This window comes from Desulfofundulus thermosubterraneus DSM 16057 (assembly GCF_900142025.1).
Lineage (GTDB): Bacteria > Bacillota > Desulfotomaculia > Desulfotomaculales > Desulfovirgulaceae > Desulfofundulus > Desulfofundulus thermosubterraneus.
Genome location: NZ_FQZM01000032.1, coordinates 11,939 through 31,413, shown reverse-complemented (window position 1 = coordinate 31,413; position 19,475 = coordinate 11,939). Strand labels below are relative to the sequence as shown.

General features: G+C 55.6%; 21 protein-coding genes and 1 tRNA gene. 19 read left to right on the top strand and 3 right to left on the bottom strand.

The features are described from left to right. Positions 1-64: 64 nt before the first annotated feature. A complete protein-coding gene (locus BUA65_RS12210) occupies positions 65-313 on the bottom strand; it encodes a hypothetical protein (protein ID WP_072870022.1) in 249 nt (82 codons plus the stop codon). Positions 314-727: 414 nt separating this feature from the next. Here BUA65_RS12210 and BUA65_RS12205 point away from each other — a divergent pair, with 414 nt between their 5' ends. The 7 genes from BUA65_RS12205 (at position 728) to BUA65_RS12175 (ending at position 6,785) form a co-directional block, all read left to right on the top strand. Then, complete coding sequence (locus BUA65_RS12205; protein WP_072870019.1) at positions 728-1,426, top strand: zinc dependent phospholipase C family protein; 699 nt, start codon at positions 728-730, stop codon at positions 1,424-1,426. 80 nt (positions 1,427-1,506) lie between these two features. Continuing rightward, a complete protein-coding gene (locus BUA65_RS12200) occupies positions 1,507-1,902 on the top strand; it encodes a hypothetical protein (RefSeq protein ID WP_072870042.1) in 396 nt (131 codons plus the stop codon). Positions 1,903-1,914: 12 nt separating this feature from the next. Further along, positions 1,915-2,133 carry a hypothetical protein gene (locus BUA65_RS12195; RefSeq protein ID WP_072870017.1) on the top strand — a complete coding sequence of 73 codons (219 nt, stop codon included), beginning with the start codon at positions 1,915-1,917 and terminating at the stop codon, positions 2,131-2,133. Between the two features lie 205 nt (positions 2,134-2,338). Then, entirely contained in the window at positions 2,339-4,066 is a 1,728-nt protein-coding gene (ptsP, locus tag BUA65_RS12190) for a phosphoenolpyruvate--protein phosphotransferase (RefSeq protein ID WP_072870015.1), read from the top strand. A gap of 56 nt (positions 4,067-4,122) precedes the next feature. Further along, positions 4,123-5,034: a DUF8754 domain-containing protein gene (locus BUA65_RS12185; RefSeq protein WP_072870014.1), complete on the top strand. Its 912-nt coding sequence runs from the start codon at positions 4,123-4,125 to the stop codon at positions 5,032-5,034. A gap of 34 nt (positions 5,035-5,068) precedes the next feature. Beyond that, positions 5,069-5,422, top strand: a complete 354-nt coding sequence (locus BUA65_RS12180) for an SCP2 sterol-binding domain-containing protein (RefSeq protein ID WP_072870012.1) — start codon at positions 5,069-5,071, stop codon at positions 5,420-5,422. 1 nt (position 5,423) lies between these two features. Further along, positions 5,424-6,785: an APC family permease gene (locus BUA65_RS12175; protein ID WP_072870010.1), complete on the top strand. Its 1,362-nt coding sequence runs from the start codon at positions 5,424-5,426 to the stop codon at positions 6,783-6,785. 84 nt (positions 6,786-6,869) lie between these two features. Here the strand turns inward: BUA65_RS12175 and BUA65_RS12170 are convergent, their stop codons facing one another. After that, positions 6,870-7,802 carry a L,D-transpeptidase family protein gene (locus BUA65_RS12170; RefSeq protein ID WP_207543898.1) on the bottom strand — a complete coding sequence of 311 codons (933 nt, stop codon included), beginning with the start codon at positions 7,800-7,802 and terminating at the stop codon, positions 6,870-6,872. 134 nt (positions 7,803-7,936) lie between these two features. On the opposite strand from BUA65_RS12170, the gene BUA65_RS12165 reads away from it, so the two are divergent. From BUA65_RS12165 to BUA65_RS12125, 9 genes are all read left to right on the top strand, one after another. Continuing rightward, positions 7,937-8,557, top strand: a complete 621-nt coding sequence (locus BUA65_RS12165) for a GerMN domain-containing protein (RefSeq protein ID WP_072870006.1) — start codon at positions 7,937-7,939, stop codon at positions 8,555-8,557. 135 nt (positions 8,558-8,692) lie between these two features. Next, positions 8,693-10,501: an N-acetylmuramoyl-L-alanine amidase gene (locus BUA65_RS12160; RefSeq protein WP_072870005.1), complete on the top strand. Its 1,809-nt coding sequence runs from the start codon at positions 8,693-8,695 to the stop codon at positions 10,499-10,501. Positions 10,502-10,688: 187 nt separating this feature from the next. Then, the gene (murI, locus tag BUA65_RS12155; RefSeq protein WP_072870004.1) at positions 10,689-11,495 is read left to right on the top strand and encodes a glutamate racemase; all 807 of its coding nucleotides are present in this window, start codon (positions 10,689-10,691) and stop codon (positions 11,493-11,495) included. An 84-nt stretch (positions 11,496-11,579) separates the two neighbouring features. Then, a complete protein-coding gene (locus BUA65_RS12150; RefSeq protein ID WP_242656322.1) occupies positions 11,580-12,563 on the top strand; it encodes a 2-hydroxyacyl-CoA dehydratase family protein in 984 nt (327 codons plus the stop codon). Between the two features lie 14 nt (positions 12,564-12,577). Continuing rightward, on the top strand, positions 12,578-13,351 hold the full coding sequence (locus tag BUA65_RS12145) for an acyl-CoA dehydratase activase (protein WP_072870002.1): 774 nt from the start codon (positions 12,578-12,580) through the stop codon (positions 13,349-13,351). Between the two features lie 18 nt (positions 13,352-13,369). After that, positions 13,370-14,143, top strand: a complete 774-nt coding sequence (locus BUA65_RS12140) for an MBL fold metallo-hydrolase (RefSeq protein ID WP_072870000.1) — start codon at positions 13,370-13,372, stop codon at positions 14,141-14,143. A 77-nt stretch (positions 14,144-14,220) separates the two neighbouring features. Beyond that, positions 14,221-15,006 (top strand): ribonuclease PH, encoded by a 786-nt coding sequence (gene rph / locus BUA65_RS12135; protein WP_072869998.1) that lies wholly within the window; start codon positions 14,221-14,223, stop codon positions 15,004-15,006. Beyond that, complete coding sequence (locus BUA65_RS12130) at positions 14,972-15,580, top strand: XTP/dITP diphosphatase (protein ID WP_072869996.1); 609 nt, start codon at positions 14,972-14,974, stop codon at positions 15,578-15,580. Before rph ends, BUA65_RS12130 begins: the two co-directional genes overlap by 35 nt. A 20-nt stretch (positions 15,581-15,600) precedes the next feature. Continuing rightward, complete coding sequence (locus BUA65_RS12125) at positions 15,601-16,071, top strand: metallophosphoesterase (protein ID WP_072869995.1); 471 nt, start codon at positions 15,601-15,603, stop codon at positions 16,069-16,071. Between the two features lie 95 nt (positions 16,072-16,166). Here BUA65_RS12125 and BUA65_RS12120 read toward each other — a convergent pair whose 3' ends face one another. Further along, positions 16,167-16,781, bottom strand: coding sequence for a DUF47 domain-containing protein (locus BUA65_RS12120; RefSeq protein ID WP_072869993.1), 615 nt, complete (start codon positions 16,779-16,781; stop codon positions 16,167-16,169). Between the two features lie 195 nt (positions 16,782-16,976). On the opposite strand from BUA65_RS12120, the gene BUA65_RS12115 reads away from it, so the two are divergent. The 3 genes from BUA65_RS12115 (at position 16,977) to BUA65_RS12105 (ending at position 19,420) form a co-directional block, all read left to right on the top strand. Beyond that, positions 16,977-17,993, top strand: a complete 1,017-nt coding sequence (locus BUA65_RS12115) for an inorganic phosphate transporter (protein ID WP_072870040.1) — start codon at positions 16,977-16,979, stop codon at positions 17,991-17,993. Positions 17,994-18,314: 321 nt separating this feature from the next. After that, positions 18,315-18,388, top strand: a tRNA-Gly gene (locus tag BUA65_RS12110). 102 nt (positions 18,389-18,490) lie between these two features. Further along, positions 18,491-19,420, top strand: coding sequence for a PP-loop family protein (locus BUA65_RS12105; RefSeq protein WP_072869992.1), 930 nt, complete (start codon positions 18,491-18,493; stop codon positions 19,418-19,420). The last annotated feature ends 55 nt before the right edge of the window (positions 19,421-19,475 follow it).

Sequence of the window (19,475 nt, the reverse complement as noted above, 5' to 3'; positions counted from 1 at the left end):
GGGCACAGGAAATTTAAGTAAACCTGAAAGGGCAAAAAGAGCCGTGGAAGGTGAGCAGCGTCTTTTAACGTTGGTTTGCACGGAGGAGGTTTTTGTAGCGTTCCGGGTAGTTGGAGAAAGGAGTTTGTTCCCGCAGAATCCTGATGATGCTTTCCGTACTTTCCCCGGAGTCCAAGAGGCGGAATAAGGTGCGTTCGTTCACATAAACGCTGCTGCCGTCCTGGAATTGAATAAGGTACTTGCTCGTGCCCGGCACAGGGGTAGCCTTAATACCAGCTTCAGCAAAGGATTTAAAATTTTGTACAAGTGCCATGGTGCCACCTCCAACGGGGGTATCTTGAGTTTTATCATACGCCTTCTTGGTGAAAAAGAAATTCTCTTGCGCCCAACGAACTAATTTAGCCGTTTTATGGTGATTGTGAAACGTTAGCCTTTTTACAAGATGTATGTACTGGCGTTTCCGTTGTTCACCACGCTTTCACTGCCCACCCTGGCCGGGGGGAGGGGGGATGCCGGAACAAAATTATCTTAACTATAATTTTAGCATATGGCTTCTAAAAGGCAAGCTTATTTGTGAAAAATATCTCAAGTTCTCCCCGCAACAGAAAATTGTTAACATAAATTAAACTTTACGATGGCCAACTAACACAAATGATAAAAGGGGTTTTCCCGGTTTATGGAGAATATCAATATGGTTACTTTCTGGTAATAACGATGAGGTGGGGAAATGAAAGTTCACGTTGCCAGGTGGACCCATCCGGTGACTGCTGCCTCCCGCTATTTATTTTCCTTGCACCTCCCGTTACAGGTGCTGGGGGCCAGTGACACCCATGTTTTCTGCAATGAACAGGGGCGGGTTATTCTTTATCATGACGGTTACAGGGAGTGTGCCCGGTTAATCAACCGGTTTGCTGCCCAACTGGATGCAGGGGTCACCTGGGCAGACCGGGGCCTGCGCAGCACCACCCATCATTTTGATCCCGGGCGGGGGGTGGGTGTGTGGGCGTGGGCAAATGCCGCCCAGAAATGCAGGCAGTACTTCAACAGGGCGCTATTGTTCTGGCGTCGGGGAAAATATCACAAGTCTTTGTTCATGCTGGGTGCAGCCGTACACCTGGTGCAGGATGCTTGTGTGCCCCATCACGCCTGCTGCCAGCTCTTTGACGGGCACCTGGATTATGAAAGGTGGGTTAGGGGGCGAAAGCATTACTACCGCGTGAGCTCGGGGGGCCTGTACCACCTTGGCCACACCCCTGAAGAATGGGTGGCGGCCAATGCCTGGGAAGCCAGGGAATATTATCCCCTGGTCCGGGCTTCCGCCGGTGAAGAATGTTACCACCAGGCCACGAGCATCCTCCTTCCCCGGGCCCAGCGTTCCACGGCCGGGTTTTTGCTCTTTTTTTACCGGCACATACAGCGGGGATAGCGGCATCTGTACATCCTGCCCCCGCATGATCTTCAGGGCCGGCGGTCATAATAACGGGAAAGAAGGCGGGAGTGATGGTGATGCAACTTTCTCCAGGAGAGCGCTCCATCCTGGCCTACTTTCCTTCCAGCACCAGAGCCCGGCGGGCGATGGAAGAATTGAGATCCGCCGGCTATGATACCATCAGCCTGGACCGGGTATCCCGCTTTGGTGTGGAGGACGATGCGGAAATCAATAATCCCATCGCCGGTCGGGCGGAAACCATTACCGGGTTGACCCTTTTTTCTGCCGGTACCGACAGCTTGTCCAACAGCGAATCCCGGGTCCTCAAGGCGGCAGATCCTTCGGTGAGCGGCATGGCCGCCTATGACTATGGCACGGCGGGGGGGCGGGCGTTTCTCGTAACGGTTGTTACCAGTGAAGACAAGGTCCAGGGAGCCGTGGACATATTGGAAAAACACGGAGCGCAGGTTTAAGGGGTGTAGGGCATGGATGGCCAAAAAAAGGACGGCCTTGAACGACCGCAAAGCTTTGATGAAGCGGTGGAACGTATCCGCGAAAAGGTGGAAGCCCCTGTATTGTCGCCGGCGCAAGCGGCCCTGTGGCGTTCGGGTTATCTAAAGGGCTTCGGTGAGGCCCTGGCCTTGCTGGAACAGGCCAGGCAGGACAAAAATGAAATTGTTCCGGGGATTAGCGATGAAATGTAAGCGGGAGGCTTTAATCCTCCCGTTTTTGTTTTTTGGGGGTAAATTTTTTTCTGATTGTTCGAAAGGGCAGGAATAAAAGTCAGTCACGTCGAAGTTAAGATTAAATATATTAGAAGTAGTAGCAGCTCTAATCGTGTCAATGATGCCAGCAAATGCTGGTCATTTTTGTTCTCCGTACATAATTTTAGTTCAAGGGGGTAGCGAAATGTTAAAGGGAATTGCCGGGGCACCGGGGATTGCCATTGGCAGGGCCTTCATCTTCCGCCCGGAACAACTGGAATTTGAGCGGAAAACTGTTTCGCCGGAGGAGGTTAATCAGGAACTGGTTCGCCTGCAGCACGCCCTCCGGCAGGCTCACCAGGAGTTGGCCGGCATTTACGCCCGGGCCATGTCGGATCTGGGCCGGGACCGGGCGGGCACCTTTCATGCCCAGCTAATGATTTTAGAAGATGCCACCTTTGAATCCGAGTTAATTAGTATCATTCGTTCAGGTGTCAACGTGGAAGGTGCCGTGGGCGAAGTGGTGACCAACTACGTCAAGATGTTTGAAGATTCGGGAGACGAATACCTGCGTGAGCGGGCGGCCGACTACAGAGACGTGGGGTGCCGCTTGTTGCGCATTTTGCTGGGCCAGTCGTGGACGCCGGTGCCGCGCCTGAAAGAAGATTCCATTGTGGTGGCCCGGGATTTGAGTGCCCCCGACAGCATGCAACTGGACCGTTCCCGCATTCTCGGCCTGGCCATTGAAAGGGGAGGCAGGACCTGTACAGCCTGCATTCTGGCCCGGTCCCTGGAAATACCTGCCGTGGTGGGTTTGGGCCGTTTTGTACACCGGGTACAAAACGGAGACCTGATCATCGTTGACGGCAGCAAAGGTACGGTCATCCTCAATCCCGATCCGGCTACGGTCGCCGAATACCAGCACCGGCGGGAGACCTACCTGGCCTGTAAAAAAGAAATGCAGATGCTTTCCGATCTCCCGGCGGAAACCCGGGACGGTTACCGGGTTCAACTCCTGGCCAATATCGATCATCCCGGGGAAGTGACCAGTGCCCTGGCCCAGGGGGCGGAAGGAATCGGGCTGTTCCGTACCGAGCATCTCTTCCTGGGCCGGGATACCATGCCCAGCGAGGACGAACAGTTTGAGTTTTACGTCCAGGTTGTACAAAAGATGCGGGGAAGGCCGGTGGTCATCCGTACCCTTGACTATGCCGGTCCCTCAAGCCCCTTCTTCCAGCCCATGCACTATGAACCCAATCCCTTTTTGGGCTGCCGGGGTATCAGATTAAATTTGAACTTCGAGGAAATTTTTAATACCCAGATCAAGGCAATCCTGCGGGCCAGTGCCTTTGGCAGGGTAAAGGTGATGTTCCCCCTCATCTCCCGGGTTGAAGATTTGCGCCGGGTCAAGGCCATGCTGCGCCAGGCACAGGAAGAACTGCAGCTGGCCGGGAAAAAATTCGACCCCCGGATCGAGGTGGGCCTGCTGGTGGAAGTGCCATCCGCCGCCCTGACCGCAGAGCTTTTTGCACCGGAGGTTGATTTTTACAGCATCGGCACCAACGATCTGGTTCAGTATACCCTGGCGGTGGACCGGGCCAGTGCGGGAATTAATCCTCTGAACCAGGTTTTACATCCCGCCATTCTGCGCCTGGTTAAGAACGTCATTGACGTGGCCCGTAACACCCGCAAGAAGGTGGCCATGTGCGGGGAGATGGCGGGGGAACCGCTGGCTACTTTACTTCTCCTGGGTTTGGGGCTGGATCAGTTCAGTGCCGCCGCGGGCTCACTGCCGGAAATTAAAAAAGTAATCCGGTCGGTTACTTTAAAGGAAGCCCGGGAAGTGGCCCTGCAGACCCTGCAGCTATCGGATCCGGAAGAGGTTCGCCGCTTTTTGGAACAGGAGATGAAAAGCCGGCGCTTGTATTTTTAGTTTTATTTGGTTACAATGGTTAAGGATCAGTGTGTTTGGGAAATGGAGGTCTTTTTTTGAAACGGGTAGTCAGTGTCAGCTTGGGTTCTTCCCGGCGGGACCACCGGGCGGAAGTGGAACTTTTGGGTGAACGATTTGAGATCACCCGCCGGGGTACCGACGGAGATTTCGACCGGGCCATCCAGTTGTTAAAAGAGCTTGACGGCAAGGTGGACGCCATCGGGCTGGGCGGAATTGACGTCTACCTGTACGCCGGAAGGACCCGCTATGTGGTCCGCGACGGCAAAAAGCTTATGGATGCCGTCAGAAAGACCCCGGTGGTGGACGGCAGCGGTTTGAAAAATACCCTGGAAAGGGAAACGGTCTATTACCTGCGGGAGCATACTGATTTGCTTCCTCCCGGCATCAGGGTGCTGATGGTCAGTGCGGTGGATCGCTTCGGGATGGCCGAAGCATTTGCCGAGCTGGGCTGTGATCTAACCTTTGGGGATCTTATTTTCGCGGCGGGCATTCCCTATCCCATTCGCACGGTCAAGGAACTGGAAGAACTGGCGGCCAAGCTACTGCCGGAAATGACCAAATTACCCTTTCACATGCTCTACCCCACCGGCAAGAAACAGGAAACCCAGGATGAGGAAAAAGTAAAAAAATTTGGCCACTATTACCGGGAAGCGCAGGTAATTGCCGGGGATTATCACCTGGTGCGCCGTTACATGCCCCAGCTTGACGGGCAGACTATTATTACCAATACCACCACCGCTGAAGACGTGGCCTTTTTAAGAGAAAAGGGGACGGGTTGCCTGGTGACCACCACGCCCGAATTTCAGGGGCGCTCCTTTGGTACCAATGTCATGGAAGCGGTACTGGTGGCCTTGTTGCAAAAGCCCCGGGAGGAAATCTCTTCCCAGGATTACCTGGATCTTTTACGTCGTTTGGACTTTAAGCCCCGGGTGGTGTATTTACGCTGAAACCTCAGCAGAATTCATTTGGAGGTAGGCATCTTTGGCCAGTCACGAAGAAATTACTGCCAGCCTCCTGGCCTTCCAGGAGGGTTATAACAAGAACGAGCGGTTGAAAATAATGAACCGGGACTGGGACCGGGTGGTTCTGGTGCAGGCCAGCGACATCCCTTCCCAGCATACTCTGGAATTGCGGAACGGGGAATTGTCAGTGCGGGAAGGGGCGCCGCCCCGGGCCGACCTGACGGTAATTGCCGACAGCGAAACCCTGGCGGATCTTTTTTACGGTGATATTACCCCTACCGAACCATATATGAACGGTACGCTAAAGATTATCGGTTCCGAGGATGATATTGTCCGTCTTGATTTCATATCCCTGATGATCTGGGGTGAGTGAAGTGGGGTTAAAACGGGTGCTCACCCTGCGTACCGTGGTTGCAACCAGCGCTGGCCTCACCCTGGCCAGTTCCTCTTTTGTGGCCGCCGTACAGGTGGCCGGTTTTCTGGCCGGAGATACCGCCTGGCTGGCTATTCTTACCGGCGGGTTGTTGTGCCTGGGAGCGGCGTCCTGTTTTTCCGAACTAAACGCCCGCCTCCCCTCCGCCGCCGGCATCCGGCTGTATTTCTCCCGGGCTTTTAACGACCGGCTGGCCCTGACCGTTTCCCTTTTGTATATGGCGGTGGTGATGGGGGTGGTGGGAGCCGAAAGCTACGTTTTAGCTTCCGTCCTCAGTTCCGCCCTGCCGGCGGTACCGCCCCTGGTCTGGATTGTGACCATGTACCTGGTGGTTACAGGCATGAATATCCGGGGAATTAAGATTGCCGGTGCCTTCCAGGACCTGATTACCTACGGACTCATGGGGTCCCTGCTGGTGCTGGCCTTTATCGCCCTGGGCAGGGTGGGGTTTCAGCTCACAGCACCCCTGGCCCCGGGTGGGGTCCTGGCCTTCATCAATGCCGTGGCGGTTGGGGTTTTTCTCTTTGTTGGTTTCGAGTGGGTAACCCCGCTGGCCGAGGAAGTCACCCAAAGCCGCCTGGTGTCCCAGGGTATGTTGCTGGCAGTTGGATTGTTGAGCGTGGTTTACGCCCTTTTCACCGTGGCCATGACCGCTTCAACCCCCCGGGAGGCACTGGTGGCCTCACCCGCCCCCCAGATGGTTTTTGCCCGCACCGTTTTGGGGCCGGCGGGAGTGTTCTGGATGGTGGTTTTAAGCCTTGCCGCCTCTATAACCACCTTTAATGCCGGCTTAATCAGCGTCTCCCGCTTTATTTACGCCTCCGCCCGGGAGTATGTCCTGCCACCCGTCTTTTCCCGCCTGAGCCTGCGCTTTTTTACGCCCTGGGCGGCCATCCTTACCGTCTTTGCCGCCGGTGTGACCATATCTCTGGTGGTACTGGCAACCCACCGTTATCTGGTGCTGGTGAACCTGGCGGCCGCCATGGAGTCGGTGGTTTACGCCCTGGCGGGTCTGGCGGTGATCCGGTTGAGGCAGAAGGAACCGCAAGCTGAGTGTCCCTACCGGGTAAAGGGAGGGGTATTTGTTCCCGCTATCACCGCGCTGGTTTTTGCCGGGCTGGCCGTGGCGGTGATGTTCACGGACTTTTACGTAAGCCTGTACCTGCTGGCCGGTTTTGTCATCCTGTGGTGGTACGTCCACCGGGTGGTGCCGGCTTTGAAGAGCAAATACCAGCCCCGCCGGCCGGCCCGTCGCCGCCGCCCGGTGGCTGAACCGGCCGACGCCGGATGCGAAAAAACCTAGCCCCCTTAAACGGGGGCTCTATTTTTATCAAAACGTAATCCATCTTGGGTGCCTGCCGTCACAGAGAGCAACTTCGTCCTGTAGCTAAAAGCCCAGCGCCCGGTAGGCCGGTTTGTCGATCACGTTGTCCCGGGAAAGGTTGTGCATGGCCCGGAAACGGTAAACGCTTTCTTCCATGTCCCAGCGCCAGGTGCCGTCAATCTTGCCTTTGAACAACCCCAGCCGGGCCAGCGTCCGCTGAACCTCCATAACGTCGGAGCCGCAGAAGTCCCGGCGCAGGTCCCGGAAAGGTGGCTCCCGGTAGGTAAAGGGATTGCCGATAATGATTACCTGCGCCCCCACGGGAACCCAGGGATACAGTTCCTCCACGTCCCGGTTGTGCATGCGGATGCACCCGTGGCTGGCGTAGCTGCCGATGGCCCAGGGCTTGTTGGTGCCGTGGATGCCGTAAAGACCCCAGGGAACGTTCAGTCCCAGCCAGCGGGAACCAAAGCCCGTCCCCCAGTGCATGGCCTTGCGTACTACCCGGAAGTTGCCCAAAGGGGTGGGCGTCTCAAACTTGCCCACGGCCACGGGATACTGGCGGTGGGGCTGGCCGTCAAATAAGACTGTCAAGGTGCGCCGGGTGGTATCGATGAGGATGCTTACATCCTTTGCCGGAGGCTTGTCCTGCTGGCTGGCGGTTGGCCTGGTGGCAGTCTGGCCGATGGCGTTCCAGGTGGCCGGGCCCACCACTCCATCGGGGGTGAGATTGCGGTCCCGTTGAAAGTCCTTCACGGCCTCAGCCGTGGCCTGCCCAAAGATGCCGTCAAGCGGTCCGTGGTAATACCCCAGCCGGTTCAGCAGTTGTTGCAGGTGGCCAACATCGGCGGATACCGTTTGGGAACCACTCATCTGAAGGATTTTTTCCTGTTCCTGGCAGCAGAGATCAAAAGTCCCTGCTCCCCCGCTGGCCGGAACGGTTGCATAAAAAAGGCATAAAAATAAAGTAAACAGGAAACACAACTTCCTTTCCATCTCACTCACCCCCGTTTAGTGCAGGACTCACCTTATTTATTTGCCCCCAGCTTTTTTTTATGCGTAACCAATATCATAATAAGGGAATTCTGTTATATAATGGATATAAAAGTGCTTGGGGGGTAAAAAGGATCATGGAAAGACACGGGGTACGGTGGTGGTTCCGGTACCTGGCGATTCTGGTCCTGGGACTGTTTTTACTGGGCTGTGCGGCGCAGGCCCGGGGAGAAAAACCCCTTCCCCGGCTGGCGGATTCCCTGGAACAGGATTCGGTGCCGGGAATGGAAGCTGGTGCCGGTACCGGTGTGACACATGGGGCCGGGGAACAGTGGAAAGTGATCCCGGTGGTGTTATATTTCAGCGACAACCGGGGTTACCTGGTGGCGGTGAAGAAAGAAATCCCCAAAACGCAGGCTATTGCCCGGGCCACATTGCAGGAGCTTTGCCGGGGGCCGGCTCCCGGCAGCGGACTTAATCCCACCATTCCCCCGGGCACGGTGCTTAGAGATATCAATATTAAAAACGGCCTGGCCATTGTGGATTTTAGCCGTGAGCTTAAAGCAAAACACTGGGGCGGGTCTACAGCGGAGCTGCTCACCGTCTATTCCATCGTCAACACCCTCACCCAGTTTTCCAGCGTGCAGCGGGTGCAGATCCTGGTGGAGGGGGAGCCGTTAAAGACACTGGCCGGACACCTGGACACCAGCGGGCCTCTGGAACGGGAGGCGAGCTTAATACGGGCCAGAGAACAATGAAGTTTAACCAGAAAAGGACCAGCAGAGGCAGGTGGTCCTTTTTTTGATTTTTCCATGGCAGGATTTCCAGAATTGATGTAGAACCCCTATATCCAGTGTGTCAAATCATGTTGAACGATGGCTGGAGTTGGGAGGATGAAGAAAGGGAAACTCTGTCGTGCGTTATCCCTCGGGGCGGTTACCTGCCTCACCGCCGGTTTTTTGTTGCTTTCCGGGCCGGGCGGTTCCCTGGCCGGTGGGATACAAGAAGTTGTTTTTAAAGTGGGGGAAAAAAACTACTACGTAAATGAAAAAAGTTTTATTATGGATGCCTCGCCCTTTATTAATCAGGGGCGCACCTACGTGCCTTTGCGTTACCTGGCATTGGCCTTGAATGTAGCTGAGAAGGACATCCTCTGGGATAAAAATACAAAGACCGTCTTGTTAACCAAAGACGGTGTTGAGTTAAGGCTTACGGTGGGCAGCAGGACCATAACGGTGAACGGGCAGGCAAAGGATATAGATGTGGCCCCGGTGATCAGAGATGGGCGCAGCTACCTGCCCGCCCGCCATGTGGCCGAGGCTTTGGGCTACAGGGTGGAGTGGAACCAGCAAAACCGTACCGTGCTGGTCCAGCCTGCTGTTCCAACGGGAGGCGGTACTACCAACCCGGGTTTCCTGGGTCAGGTGGTCGTTCAGGGCAATGGGGTAAATATACGGAGCGGTCCCGGTCTGCAGCACGCGGTGGTGACACAGGTAAACCGCGGGGATCGTCTGGCGGTGTTGGGGAAGGTTCCCGACTGGTACCAGGTGCAACTGCCCGGTGGAGGAACGGGCTGGATTGTAGCCTGGTATGTCCGGGAGGAAGGCCAGCCTGCCGATCCGGGGGACGGCCCCATTCCCGGAGGACCGGTGCCGGGGGATGAAAATTCCCGGGGAGTGCCCGGCGGGCGCCCCCAGCCCGGCGATGGTGGCAATCAGGGCCAGGATTCGGGTGGCATACCGGGGCAACAACCGCAAGAACCCCTACCGGATAATGAAGGGGAACAGAGCCAGAGTCCGGCCGTAACCAGGCTGGATGTTGCCGCGGCGGGTAAAGTCACCCGGGTTACGGTGACGGCCGAAGGGTCCATGGCCTACCATGTATTCAAGCTGACTTCCCCTGATCGCCTGGTGGTGGATTTAACGGGTATACGCCCGGGCAACGTGCCGCCGGAAATGTCCGTAGAAACGGAGGCGGTGAACAGGTTGCGCGTGGGCTGGTTCAGCCGGTCTCCCGATGTTACCCGTCTGGTCTTTGACGTCATGGGGCCTGTGCGCTACCGGACCAGCCTGTCCGCAGACGGGAGAACGCTGGAAATACAAATTTATATCCCCGATCCCGGTGATGTTTTGCGGGATGTTGTTATTGCCATTGATCCCGGACACGGGGGGCCGGATCCCGGTGCTGTGAACAACGGTTTGAAGGAAAAGGATATAACCTTGAGAATGGCCCAGCGGGTGGTCGGCTTGCTTGCAGCCAAGGGAGCCAGCCCCCTGCTTACCCGCAATGCCGATTATGAAGTGGGCCTGTACGAGCGGACGGACATGGCCAACCGGGCGGGGGCAGAAATATTTGTCAGCATTCATATTAACGCCAACATCGACCCCTCCGTCCAGGGTACCGCTACCTACATCCTCAGCTCTGCCGGAGGGGGGGATCCCAGCCGCCGGGAGGAAAGCCGCAAACTGGCCGGTTATATCCAGGCCCGGCTGGTACAAAGGCTCGGTTTGGAAAATGACGGGGTTCTAGAGGCCAATTTTGCCGTCCTGCGCACTTCGGCCATGCCCGCGGTGCTGGTGGAAGTAGCCTACATCAGCAATCCCCGGGAGGCCAGCCTGTTGGCCCAGGACTGGTTTATGGAGGAGGCGGCCCAGGGCATTGTGCAGGGTATTGTGGATTATTTAAGCGAGCGCTGGGGCTGAGGAAGCGGCAGTTGGTTACTTTCCAGAAGGAAAAATCTATGTTATGATGATACAGGTCCTTTACGGGCCTGTCTTTTTTGAACCGGAAAAAAGATCCTTGAGCGAGTAAAAGCACGCTTCATTGAATAAATATTAAGATGGTACTATCCTGAACATAATTTAAAAGGGACAAGGAGAGAGCCTAAAATTGAGCGATCCCAGGCCAATTGGTCTTTTTGATTCGGGAGTAGGGGGGCTCACCGTTTCACGGCAGATTTTTCGCCTCATGCCCGGGGAATCCACCGTTTATTTTGGAGACAACGCCCATGTACCCTACGGTCCCCGCAAGCCGGAAGAATTGATAGGCTTTGCTGAGGATATCCTCACCTTTCTGGTGTCCTGCGGGGTAAAATACGTTATCTTTGCCTGCAATACCAACTCCTCCATCTCTCTGCCCGTGGTCAGGAAACGCTATACCGTACCCATGATCGGCCTGATCGAGCCAGGGGTCAGGCAGGCTGTACGGGTGAGTACCGGGGGGCGCATTGGGGTTATTGCCACGGAAGCTACCATCAAAAGCGGCGCTTACCAGCGGGCGTTGAAGGCTTTAAATCCGGAACTGGCGGTGTTCGGCCAGGCCGCCCCCCGCCTGGTACCCCTGGTGGAGGCGGGTCAGGCTGGTACCTGGGAATCCTTTGAAGCGGTATCTGAGTATGTACAGCCATTGAAACAGGCGGGTATAGATACTTTGATTCTAGGCTGCACCCATTACCCGTTTCTGGAGGCCGAGTTTCGGGAGGTGCTCGGCCCGGAGGTAAAACTGGTTGATCCAGCGGAAGCCACCATCATGGCCGCCCGGGAGGAGATGTACCGGTTGGGGCTGTTAAACAATCCCGGCGGCGATCCGGTGCAGCACCGTTATTTTGTCAGCGGTGATCCCCGGGCGTTTCAAAAGGCAGCCCGCTATTTTTTAGGGGAGGAAATCCCGTCGGTCCAGCAGGTGAAACTTGACTGAAGGTCGAATTCAGCGGCGGCATTGAAAAATTTAGTTGTTTGGTGATATGGTATGGTTGACAAGAGCAACGGGAGGGGAACCGGGGTGAAGTCACGCCGGGTAGGCATTACCACCACCGTGCCCGTGGAGGTGATTTACGCCGCGGGCTGCATCCCGGTGGATTTAAACAACATGTTCATTACCGATCCCAACCCCGGAGGGTTGGTGGAGGAAGCGGAACTGGCCGGCTACCCCCGCAATGTCTGCGCCTGGATCAAGGGGCTCTACAGTACCGTCCTGCGCCACCAGGAGATCCGCACCCTGGTGGCGGTCACCCAGGGGGACTGCAGTAATACCCATGCCCTGATGGAAACTCTGGAGTTGATTAGGGTGGAAGTGATTCCCTTTGCCTATCCCTTTGACCGCGACCGGGATCTCTTAGCCCTGCAAATTGAAAAACTCATGGACCGCTTTGGAGTAGATTGGGCATCGGCGAACCGGGCCCGGGAGCGTTTGGATCAAATCCGGCGCAAAGTATGGGAGATCGACCGCCTCACCTGGCAGGAGGACCTGGTGAGCGGGTGGGACAACCATCTCTACCAGGTCAATTGCAGCGATTTTAAAGGGAACCCGGAAGCTTTTGAACGGGAAGTGGATGACTTTTTGGCCCGTCTGAAGGGGGCCGAGCCCCGCCGGGAAAAGGTCCGCCTGGCATACATAGGCGTGCCGCCGATCATGGACGATCTTTACGATTACCTGGAGGAGCGGGGCGCCCGGGTGGTTTATAACGAAACCCAGCGCCAGTTCACCCTGCCCTTTGAGACGGACGATCTGGTGGAGCGCTACCGGTTGTACAGTTATCCCTACGGCATCTTTTACCGCCTGGAAGATATCATCCGGGAAGTGGAAAGGCGCCGGGTGCACGGTGTCATCCACTACGCCCAGAGTTTTTGCTTCCGCCAGATTGAGGATCTCATCGTGAGGCAAAGGCTCAGGCTTCCCATCCTTACCCTGGAGGGGGACAAGCCCAACCGCCTTGATGCCCGCACCCGCATGCGCCTGGATGCCTTCATTGAAATGTTGCAGTAAAGAGGTGTGTTCCTTTGTACTGTGGCGTTGACCTGGGCAGCCGCAATGTGAAAGTTGCTCTTATGGACGAAGAAGGCCGCCTGGAATTTTTCAAATTCGATACCGTCGCTTTTTACCGGGAGCACGGCTGGTTGGAAGAAGGCCAGCTGGCGGTGGATTTATCCGCCCTGCTGCCCGCTGGAACCAAACCCCGGGTGGTGGTCAGTACCGGTTACGGCCGCCAGACTGTGGCCCTGAAAGGAGCCAGGGTGATCCCCGAAATCAAGGCCCACATCCTGGGGGCGGTCCACCTTACCGGGTTGTCCGACTTCACCCTGCTGGACCTGGGCGGGCAGGACAGCAAGGTGGCGCTGGTGCGGGGCGGGCGGTTGATTGATTTCCAGACCAACGACAAGTGCGCCGCCAGTACCGGCCGCTACCTGGAAAATATGGCGGCCGTGCTCAACATCAGCCTGGACGAGCTCAGTCGCCATTATGAAAACCCGGTGGACCTCAGTTCTACCTGTGCCATTTTTGGGGAAACGGAGCTAATTGGCAAGGTGGTGGAAGGCAACTCCATTCCTTCCCTGGCCGCCGGGGTGAATTACACCATCTTCAAACGTATCCGGCCCATGCTGCTGCGCCTTTTCAGCGACACTTTGGTCTTTACCGGCGGCGTGGCTCAGAACGCCGCTCTAAGGGAGATTTTAGCTAAAGAGCTGGGGGTGCGGGTGGTGGTTCCCGATCATCCCCAGTATACCGGGGCGGTAGGCTGCTGCGTGGAAGCCAAATTGGGAAGTGAGAAGTGAGAAGTGGGAGGTGTTGAAATGCGGATCACTGTTCTCGGTTGCTGGGCTCCTTACCCGGCCGCGGGCGGGGCCTGTTCCGGCTATCTCCTGCAGGACGGCGGGGGCAATATCCTGCTGGATGCCGGCCACGGGACCTTCAGCCGCCTGGTGCAGTTCATCCATCATTGTGACCTGCGTGCGGCGGTGATTACCCACCTGCATCCCGACCACTATGTGGACCTGCACTGTTTGCGCCACGCCACCGCCGCCGGGCTGCGGGAAAAACACCGCTGGCGTAAAGTGCAACTTTTTTTACCTTCGGAACCGCTACATATTTTTGAAGAGTTTTCCGCCTGTACCGATGCCTTTGATGTAGTGCCCATCGAATCCCTGCCGGAAGAGGAAGTATCTCCGGGAATAAAGGCGCGCTGTGGGTCAGTTGGCCCGGTAAGGCTTTTCTTTTTGCCGGCCCGCCACAATCTGCCCGCCTATTCGGTGGGGGTGGAGGGATCGGGCTATTTTGTGTATTCCGGGGACAGCGCACCTACCGAAGAACTGACCGCCCTGGCTGAGGAAGCGGGCATTTTCCTTTGCGAAGCCTCGGGCCTGGATAAGGACGCCGAATTCCTGCGGGGCCGGCACATGACTGCCCGGCAAGCGGGAACCCTGGCCCGGCAGGCCCGGGTAAAGGAACTGATCATCACCCACTTTTATCCCGAATACGATCTGTCGGTTTTAAAGGCTGAAGCCGAGGCGGGTTTTGGCGGAACCGTGGAACTAGCTACCGAGGGGGATACATATTTCCTGTATTAATACGTAACCTGGACATACTATGAAACACTGGAGGACGGCAGCTATTCAAAATAACGTATATTGCAGGAGGACGATTTATGGAAAGGGTAGACGGTAGAAACCCCGGTCAGATGAGGCCGGTGAAGATTACCAGGAACTTTAATAAGTATGCAGAGGGTTCCGTGCTGGTGGAAGTGGGAGATACCAGGGTGATTTGCACGGCCACGGTGGAGGACAGGGTCCCTCCCTTCCGCCAGGATACGGGTATGGGTTGGGTGACTGCCGAGTATGGTATGCTGCCCCGGGCCACAGGCGTGCGCACCTCCCGCGATCTTACCCGGGGCAAGGGCCGCACTCAGGAGATCCAGCGGCTCATTGGCCGCTCTCTGCGCTCGGTGGTAGATTTTCACGCCCTTGGAGAGCGGACCGTGATCCTGGACTGTGATGTGATCCAGGCCGACGGGGGGACCCGTACCGCTTCCATTACCGGTGCCTTTGTGGCTCTGGTGGATGCCCTGGCCCACCTCGTGGGAGAAGGGTTGCTCCCCTGTCTACCTGTGAAAGATTTTGTGGCTGCAACCAGTGTAGGCCGGGTAAACGGAGAACTGGTTCTGGACCTGTGCTTTGCCGAGGATTCGGCCGCTGAAGTGGACATGAACGTGGTGATGACCGGTGAAGGCCGCCTGGTGGAAGTTCAGGGCACCGGGGAGGAAGCTTCCTTCACCCGGGAGGAATTGAACCGGATGCTGGACCTGGCGGCGGAAGGTATCAGGCTGCTGGTGGATTATCAGAAGGAAGTTCTGGGTCCGTCCCTGGTCGCCCAAATTGGACCCAAGGGGGAAATGAGTGATGAAACTGGTACTGGCCACACGCAATCCAGGTAAGGTAAGGGAACTGAGCCAGTTGCTCTCCCCGCTGGGTTACGAAGTTGTTTCCCTGGAACAATATCCCGGCATGCCGGAAATAACTGAGGACGGTGCTACATTTAAAGATAATGCGGTAAAAAAGGCCACCGCGGTGGCCCGCTATACCGGCCAGATGGCCCTGGCCGACGATTCGGGCCTGGAAGTGGATTATCTGGGGGGGGCGCCGGGGGTGCACTCGGCCCGCTTTGCCGGTGCGGGGCATGATGACCGGGCCAACAACGAAAAGCTCTTAAGGCTTTTGGCCGGCGTTCCCCCCGAAAAGCGTACCGCTCGCTTCCGATGCGTGGTGGCTGTCGCCACGCCGGAGGGGAGGGTTTTTACCGCGGAAGGAATCTGTGAGGGAGTGATTGCAGACAAACCCCGGGGCGAGGGAGGATTTGGATATGATCCCCTCTTTTATGTACCCTCCTACGGTAAAACCTTTGCCGAGTTGGACCCGGCGGTGAAAAACCGGATCAGCCACCGTGGCCGCGCCCTGGTCCTCATGCGGGAAATTCTGGCCGGTCTGCGCCGTGAACTGGATGCAGGTTAAGCGGAAAGCAGGTGTTATTAATGCGCGTTGGTGTGGTTAGCGATACCCACGGGAAGGTGGACCGGGCTATAAAACTATTAAATCAGTTAGAACCACTGGATTTATTGCTCCATGCCGGAGATTATTACCACGACGGCCGGCTGCTGGCGGAGGCGCTGAAAGTGCCCGTGCATGCCGTGGCCGGCAACTGCGATTTTGAAACGGGCGGCTCGTGGGAAGAGGTGCTGGCACTGGCAGGGAAAAAGGTATTTCTCACCCACGGCCATCTGTACCACGTGCATTTTTCCCTGCAGAAGCTCCTCTACCGGGCTCTGGAACTGCAGGTGGACGTGGTGGTTTTCGGGCACACCCACACCCGTTACTGCCAGGTGCACGAGAACATTTTATTTTTCAACCCGGGCAGCGGTTACGCCCCCCGGGGAGAACACGCCCCGGGATGTGGCCTTCTGGTAATTGAGGGGCGGGAAGTAAAGGCGAGTTTTGGTCCCTAAGGAAGAGGGCCGTGAATTTCCCCCGGGACAGGCCCGGGGGTTTTCAATAATAAACAGCCCCCGGCGGCTCAAGCGCCAGGGGTTTTTTGCCAGGTCTAGCTACGCATGATGATGCCTTCCAGGGCATTGGCCACGTCTTCGCAACAATCCAGGATGGATTCCATCATTGCGTAAATTTCCTTGAGCTGGATAATCTTTTTCAAATCATTATGTTCATCGAAGAGAACCTGCAAACTTTCTCGGTAGAGCTGGTCTGCCTCTTTTTCCAGGTCGTTGATCCGGAAGGTGTGGCGGCGGATATCAGGCAATTTTTTGGCGGCCAGCAGTTGCACGGCTTCAACAATTTCATCCGTGCAATTTTCCACTATCCGCGCGAATAGGCGCATGTACGGGTCCGGTTCATTAATGCGGTATATGTCCAGCAGGTCCGAGCAGGCTTCCATGCCGTCCAGCACGTCGTCCAGCTTTACCGTCAGCAGCATGATGTCTTCCCGTTCCAGCGGGGTAATGAAGGTCTGGTTCAGCGCTTTGAAAATGGTGTGGGTATACTCGTCACCCCGGTCTTCCAGAAGTTTAATGTTTTCCGCGTAAGTTTCGGTATCCTCCAGAAGCTCGACGTTTTCCCGGAAAAGCCTGGCTGCCTCTTTCAGGTTTTTCGCAATCAGGATAAAATGTTCAAAAAAGATATCGTGCCTGCGTTTTAGAACCATGGAAAAAGTGCCCCCACTTATGTCCGTTATTTGTCTCCTGAACTATTTTAAACTTTATAATGGCCAAAAGTCCAGGGGGATCAGTATGTAGGGACAAAAATTTTATGTTGAATTCTTAACAATCAGCGAGATTGGTGTTAATATACTGAGGGAGATCTTGTCCAACCGTGTTGGGAGAAAGGGGAATAACGGGTGTTGGACACTCACCTGTTGCTCATCTTCGTGATAATCACCCTGGCACTGACCTTTGACTTTATCAACGGTTTTCATGATACGGCCAATGCCATCGCTACTTCCATTTCCACCAAGGCTCTGACGCCCCGGACGGCCATCATCCTGGCTTCAGTGATGAACTTTGTGGGAGCCATGACCTTCACGGGCGTGGCCAAGACTATCGGCGGCAAAATTGCCGATCCTTTTAGTTTGAGTAACGGTCTGGTTATTGTGCTGGCTGCTCTTCTGGCGGCCAGTGTCTGGAACCTGATCACCTGGTATTACGGCCTGCCCAGCAGTTCCTCCCACGCCCTGATTGGTTCTTTAACTGGGGCCGTGATCACCGCTGCTGGTTTCTCGGCGGTAAATTTTCACGGTTTCATTAATATCCTGAAAGCCCTGATCTTTTCCCCGCTGGTGGCCGTGGCTACGGGTTTCACCATTATGACTTTAATCAAGGTAGTTTTTCGTTACGCCGTTCCTCACCGGATTAACCGGCGATTCCGCATGCTCCAGGTCTTTACCGCCGCTTTCCAGGCCTTTTCCCACGGTACCAATGATGCCCAGAAAACCATGGGGATTATTACCTTTGCCCTGGTTGCCGGTGGTTTTCAAAGCTCACTTCACGTTCCATTTTGGGTCAAGCTTTCTGCTGCTCTGGCCATGGCACTGGGCACCTCGGTGGGTGGTTGGAGAATTATCAAAACCGTGGGTACGCGCATCATCAAGCTAGAGCCCGGCAGCGGTTTTTCCGCCGACTTGAGTTCGACCCTGGTGATTCTGGGAGCCACCTTATTAAAGCTTCCCGTGAGTACCACCCACGTCATCTCTTCTTCGGTTATTGGCGTCGGTACCGCCAGGCGTTTTTCCACAGTCAAGTGGGGAACGGCCCGGAAAATCGTCACGGCCTGGTTGGTGACGCTGCCGGTGACTGCAGTCCTGGCCGGGTTGTCCTATGGGTTGTGCGCTGGTATCAGCCGGCTGGCGGCAGTGTTATAGAAAAAGTTGCAAGGGCCGCAAAAAACAGGCCCCCGTGTGACATCCCCCTTTAAAAAATTGAGGAGCATCCCATCGCGAGACGGCGGTGCTTAACGCAGATCAGCCAGCATTCCCCGGGTAACCCGGATGATCATCACCTTGGCCTTGAGGGATGCCACGCTAATGCCCTGGGAGCATTGAGTGCTCTAGAGAACGTATAATTCCGGTTTTGGTGATTTTAGCGGTTTAGTTATGTTTTATTTCCTGATAATTGTTTTGACTTCCACCGATGTTTTCGCTATAATATACTTGCTGCCGATAATTTATACTTTTTCTTTTCGAGCGGGTGTAGCTCAATGGTAGAGCACCGGCCTTCCAAGCCGGGTACGTGGGTTCGATTCCCATCACCCGCTCCAGTTTTTGATCATATGCTTTTTGCTATACCCGGCAGAATGTCTCCCCGATTATTCCCATTCCCTCCCCTTTCACTTTTGCCGGAGGAAAGAGGGTGGTTGACAATGCGGCGCTGTGTGAAATGCAAAGGGGAGTCGGTAATAAATCTCAAATCGACCAATGCAGCCTTTTGTCAGGAGCATTTTCTTGAGTACTTTTTAAGGCAAGTAGCCAGGGCCATCAAAAAATATATAATGTTTTCCGAAGACCAGCAGGTGCTGGTAGCCGTTTCCGGCGGCAAGGACAGCATGGCCCTCTGGGATGCACTTTTATCGCTGGGGTACCGGGCAGACGGCTTACACGTGGACCTGGGCATAGGCGAATATTCCCGGGGTTCCCGGTTGGTTTGTGAAAGGTTTGCCGCCCACCGGGGAGCCAGGTTGTACGTGCTTTCACTGGTGGACACATACGGCAGCAATATGCAGCAAATTGTTCGGCGCACCCGCCGGGTGAGTTGTTCCGTTTGCGGTACGGTTAAGAGGTACCTGATGAACCTTGTAGTCCAGCAAAAGGGATACCGGGTGGTGGCCACGGGACACAATCTGGACGACGAAACAGCGGCTTTGCTTGGTAATTTATTTGGCTGGCAGGAAGGATACCTGGCACGCCAGTATCCACACCTGCCCTCCACTCATCCCCGCCTTCCCGCCCGTGTTAAACCGCTGGTCCGTCTGGGGGAACTGGAAACGGAAATGTACTGCCGGTTAAAGGGTATCGAGTTTCTTGCCGACGACTGCCCGCTGGCCAGGGGGGCAACATCTTTAACTTATAAAGAATTAATTAACTCCCTGGAAGAGAAAATGCCCGGTACAAAACAAAGATTCCTCTTCGGTTTCTGGGACAGGGGGCGCAGGAACTTTACCGATTTACCTGTGGAATTAAAAAATTGTTCCCTATGCGGCCAGCCGACCACGGCTGATACCTGCCTTTTTTGCCGCCTGATGCAAAAAGCCGGCCTTGATCCCCTGATCCAGCCAAAGGTACAGGAAGTTTGAAAAGCTTGTCGCAGACTGTTGCTGTATAATGCTTCGTATTATATAATATAAGAGC

Bases quoted from the DNA above. Each gene is read 5' to 3' on its own strand.
- BUA65_RS12210 (WP_072870022.1), bottom strand. From the start codon at position 313: ATGGCACTTGTACAAAATTTTAAATCCTTTGCTGAAGCTGGTATTAAG.
- BUA65_RS12140 (WP_072870000.1), top strand. From the start codon at position 13,370: ATGCGGATCACTGTTCTCGGTTGCTGGGCTCCTTACCCGGCCGCGGGC.
- BUA65_RS12195 (WP_072870017.1), top strand. From the start codon at position 1,915: ATGGATGGCCAAAAAAAGGACGGCCTTGAACGACCGCAAAGCTTTGAT.
- BUA65_RS12165 (WP_072870006.1), top strand. From the start codon at position 7,937: ATGGAAAGACACGGGGTACGGTGGTGGTTCCGGTACCTGGCGATTCTG.
- BUA65_RS12125 (WP_072869995.1), top strand. From the start codon at position 15,601: ATGCGCGTTGGTGTGGTTAGCGATACCCACGGGAAGGTGGACCGGGCT.
- rph (WP_072869998.1), top strand. From the start codon at position 14,221: ATGGAAAGGGTAGACGGTAGAAACCCCGGTCAGATGAGGCCGGTGAAG.
- BUA65_RS12170 (WP_207543898.1), bottom strand. From the start codon at position 7,802: ATGGAAAGGAAGTTGTGTTTCCTGTTTACTTTATTTTTATGCCTTTTT.
- BUA65_RS12105 (WP_072869992.1), top strand. From the start codon at position 18,491: ATGCGGCGCTGTGTGAAATGCAAAGGGGAGTCGGTAATAAATCTCAAA.
- BUA65_RS12205 (WP_072870019.1), top strand. From the start codon at position 728: ATGAAAGTTCACGTTGCCAGGTGGACCCATCCGGTGACTGCTGCCTCC.
- BUA65_RS12130 (WP_072869996.1), top strand. From the start codon at position 14,972: ATGAAACTGGTACTGGCCACACGCAATCCAGGTAAGGTAAGGGAACTG.
- BUA65_RS12160 (WP_072870005.1), top strand. From the start codon at position 8,693: ATGAAGAAAGGGAAACTCTGTCGTGCGTTATCCCTCGGGGCGGTTACC.
- BUA65_RS12120 (WP_072869993.1), bottom strand. From the start codon at position 16,781: ATGGTTCTAAAACGCAGGCACGATATCTTTTTTGAACATTTTATCCTG.
- ptsP (WP_072870015.1), top strand. From the start codon at position 2,339: ATGTTAAAGGGAATTGCCGGGGCACCGGGGATTGCCATTGGCAGGGCC.
- BUA65_RS12200 (WP_072870042.1), top strand. From the start codon at position 1,507: ATGCAACTTTCTCCAGGAGAGCGCTCCATCCTGGCCTACTTTCCTTCC.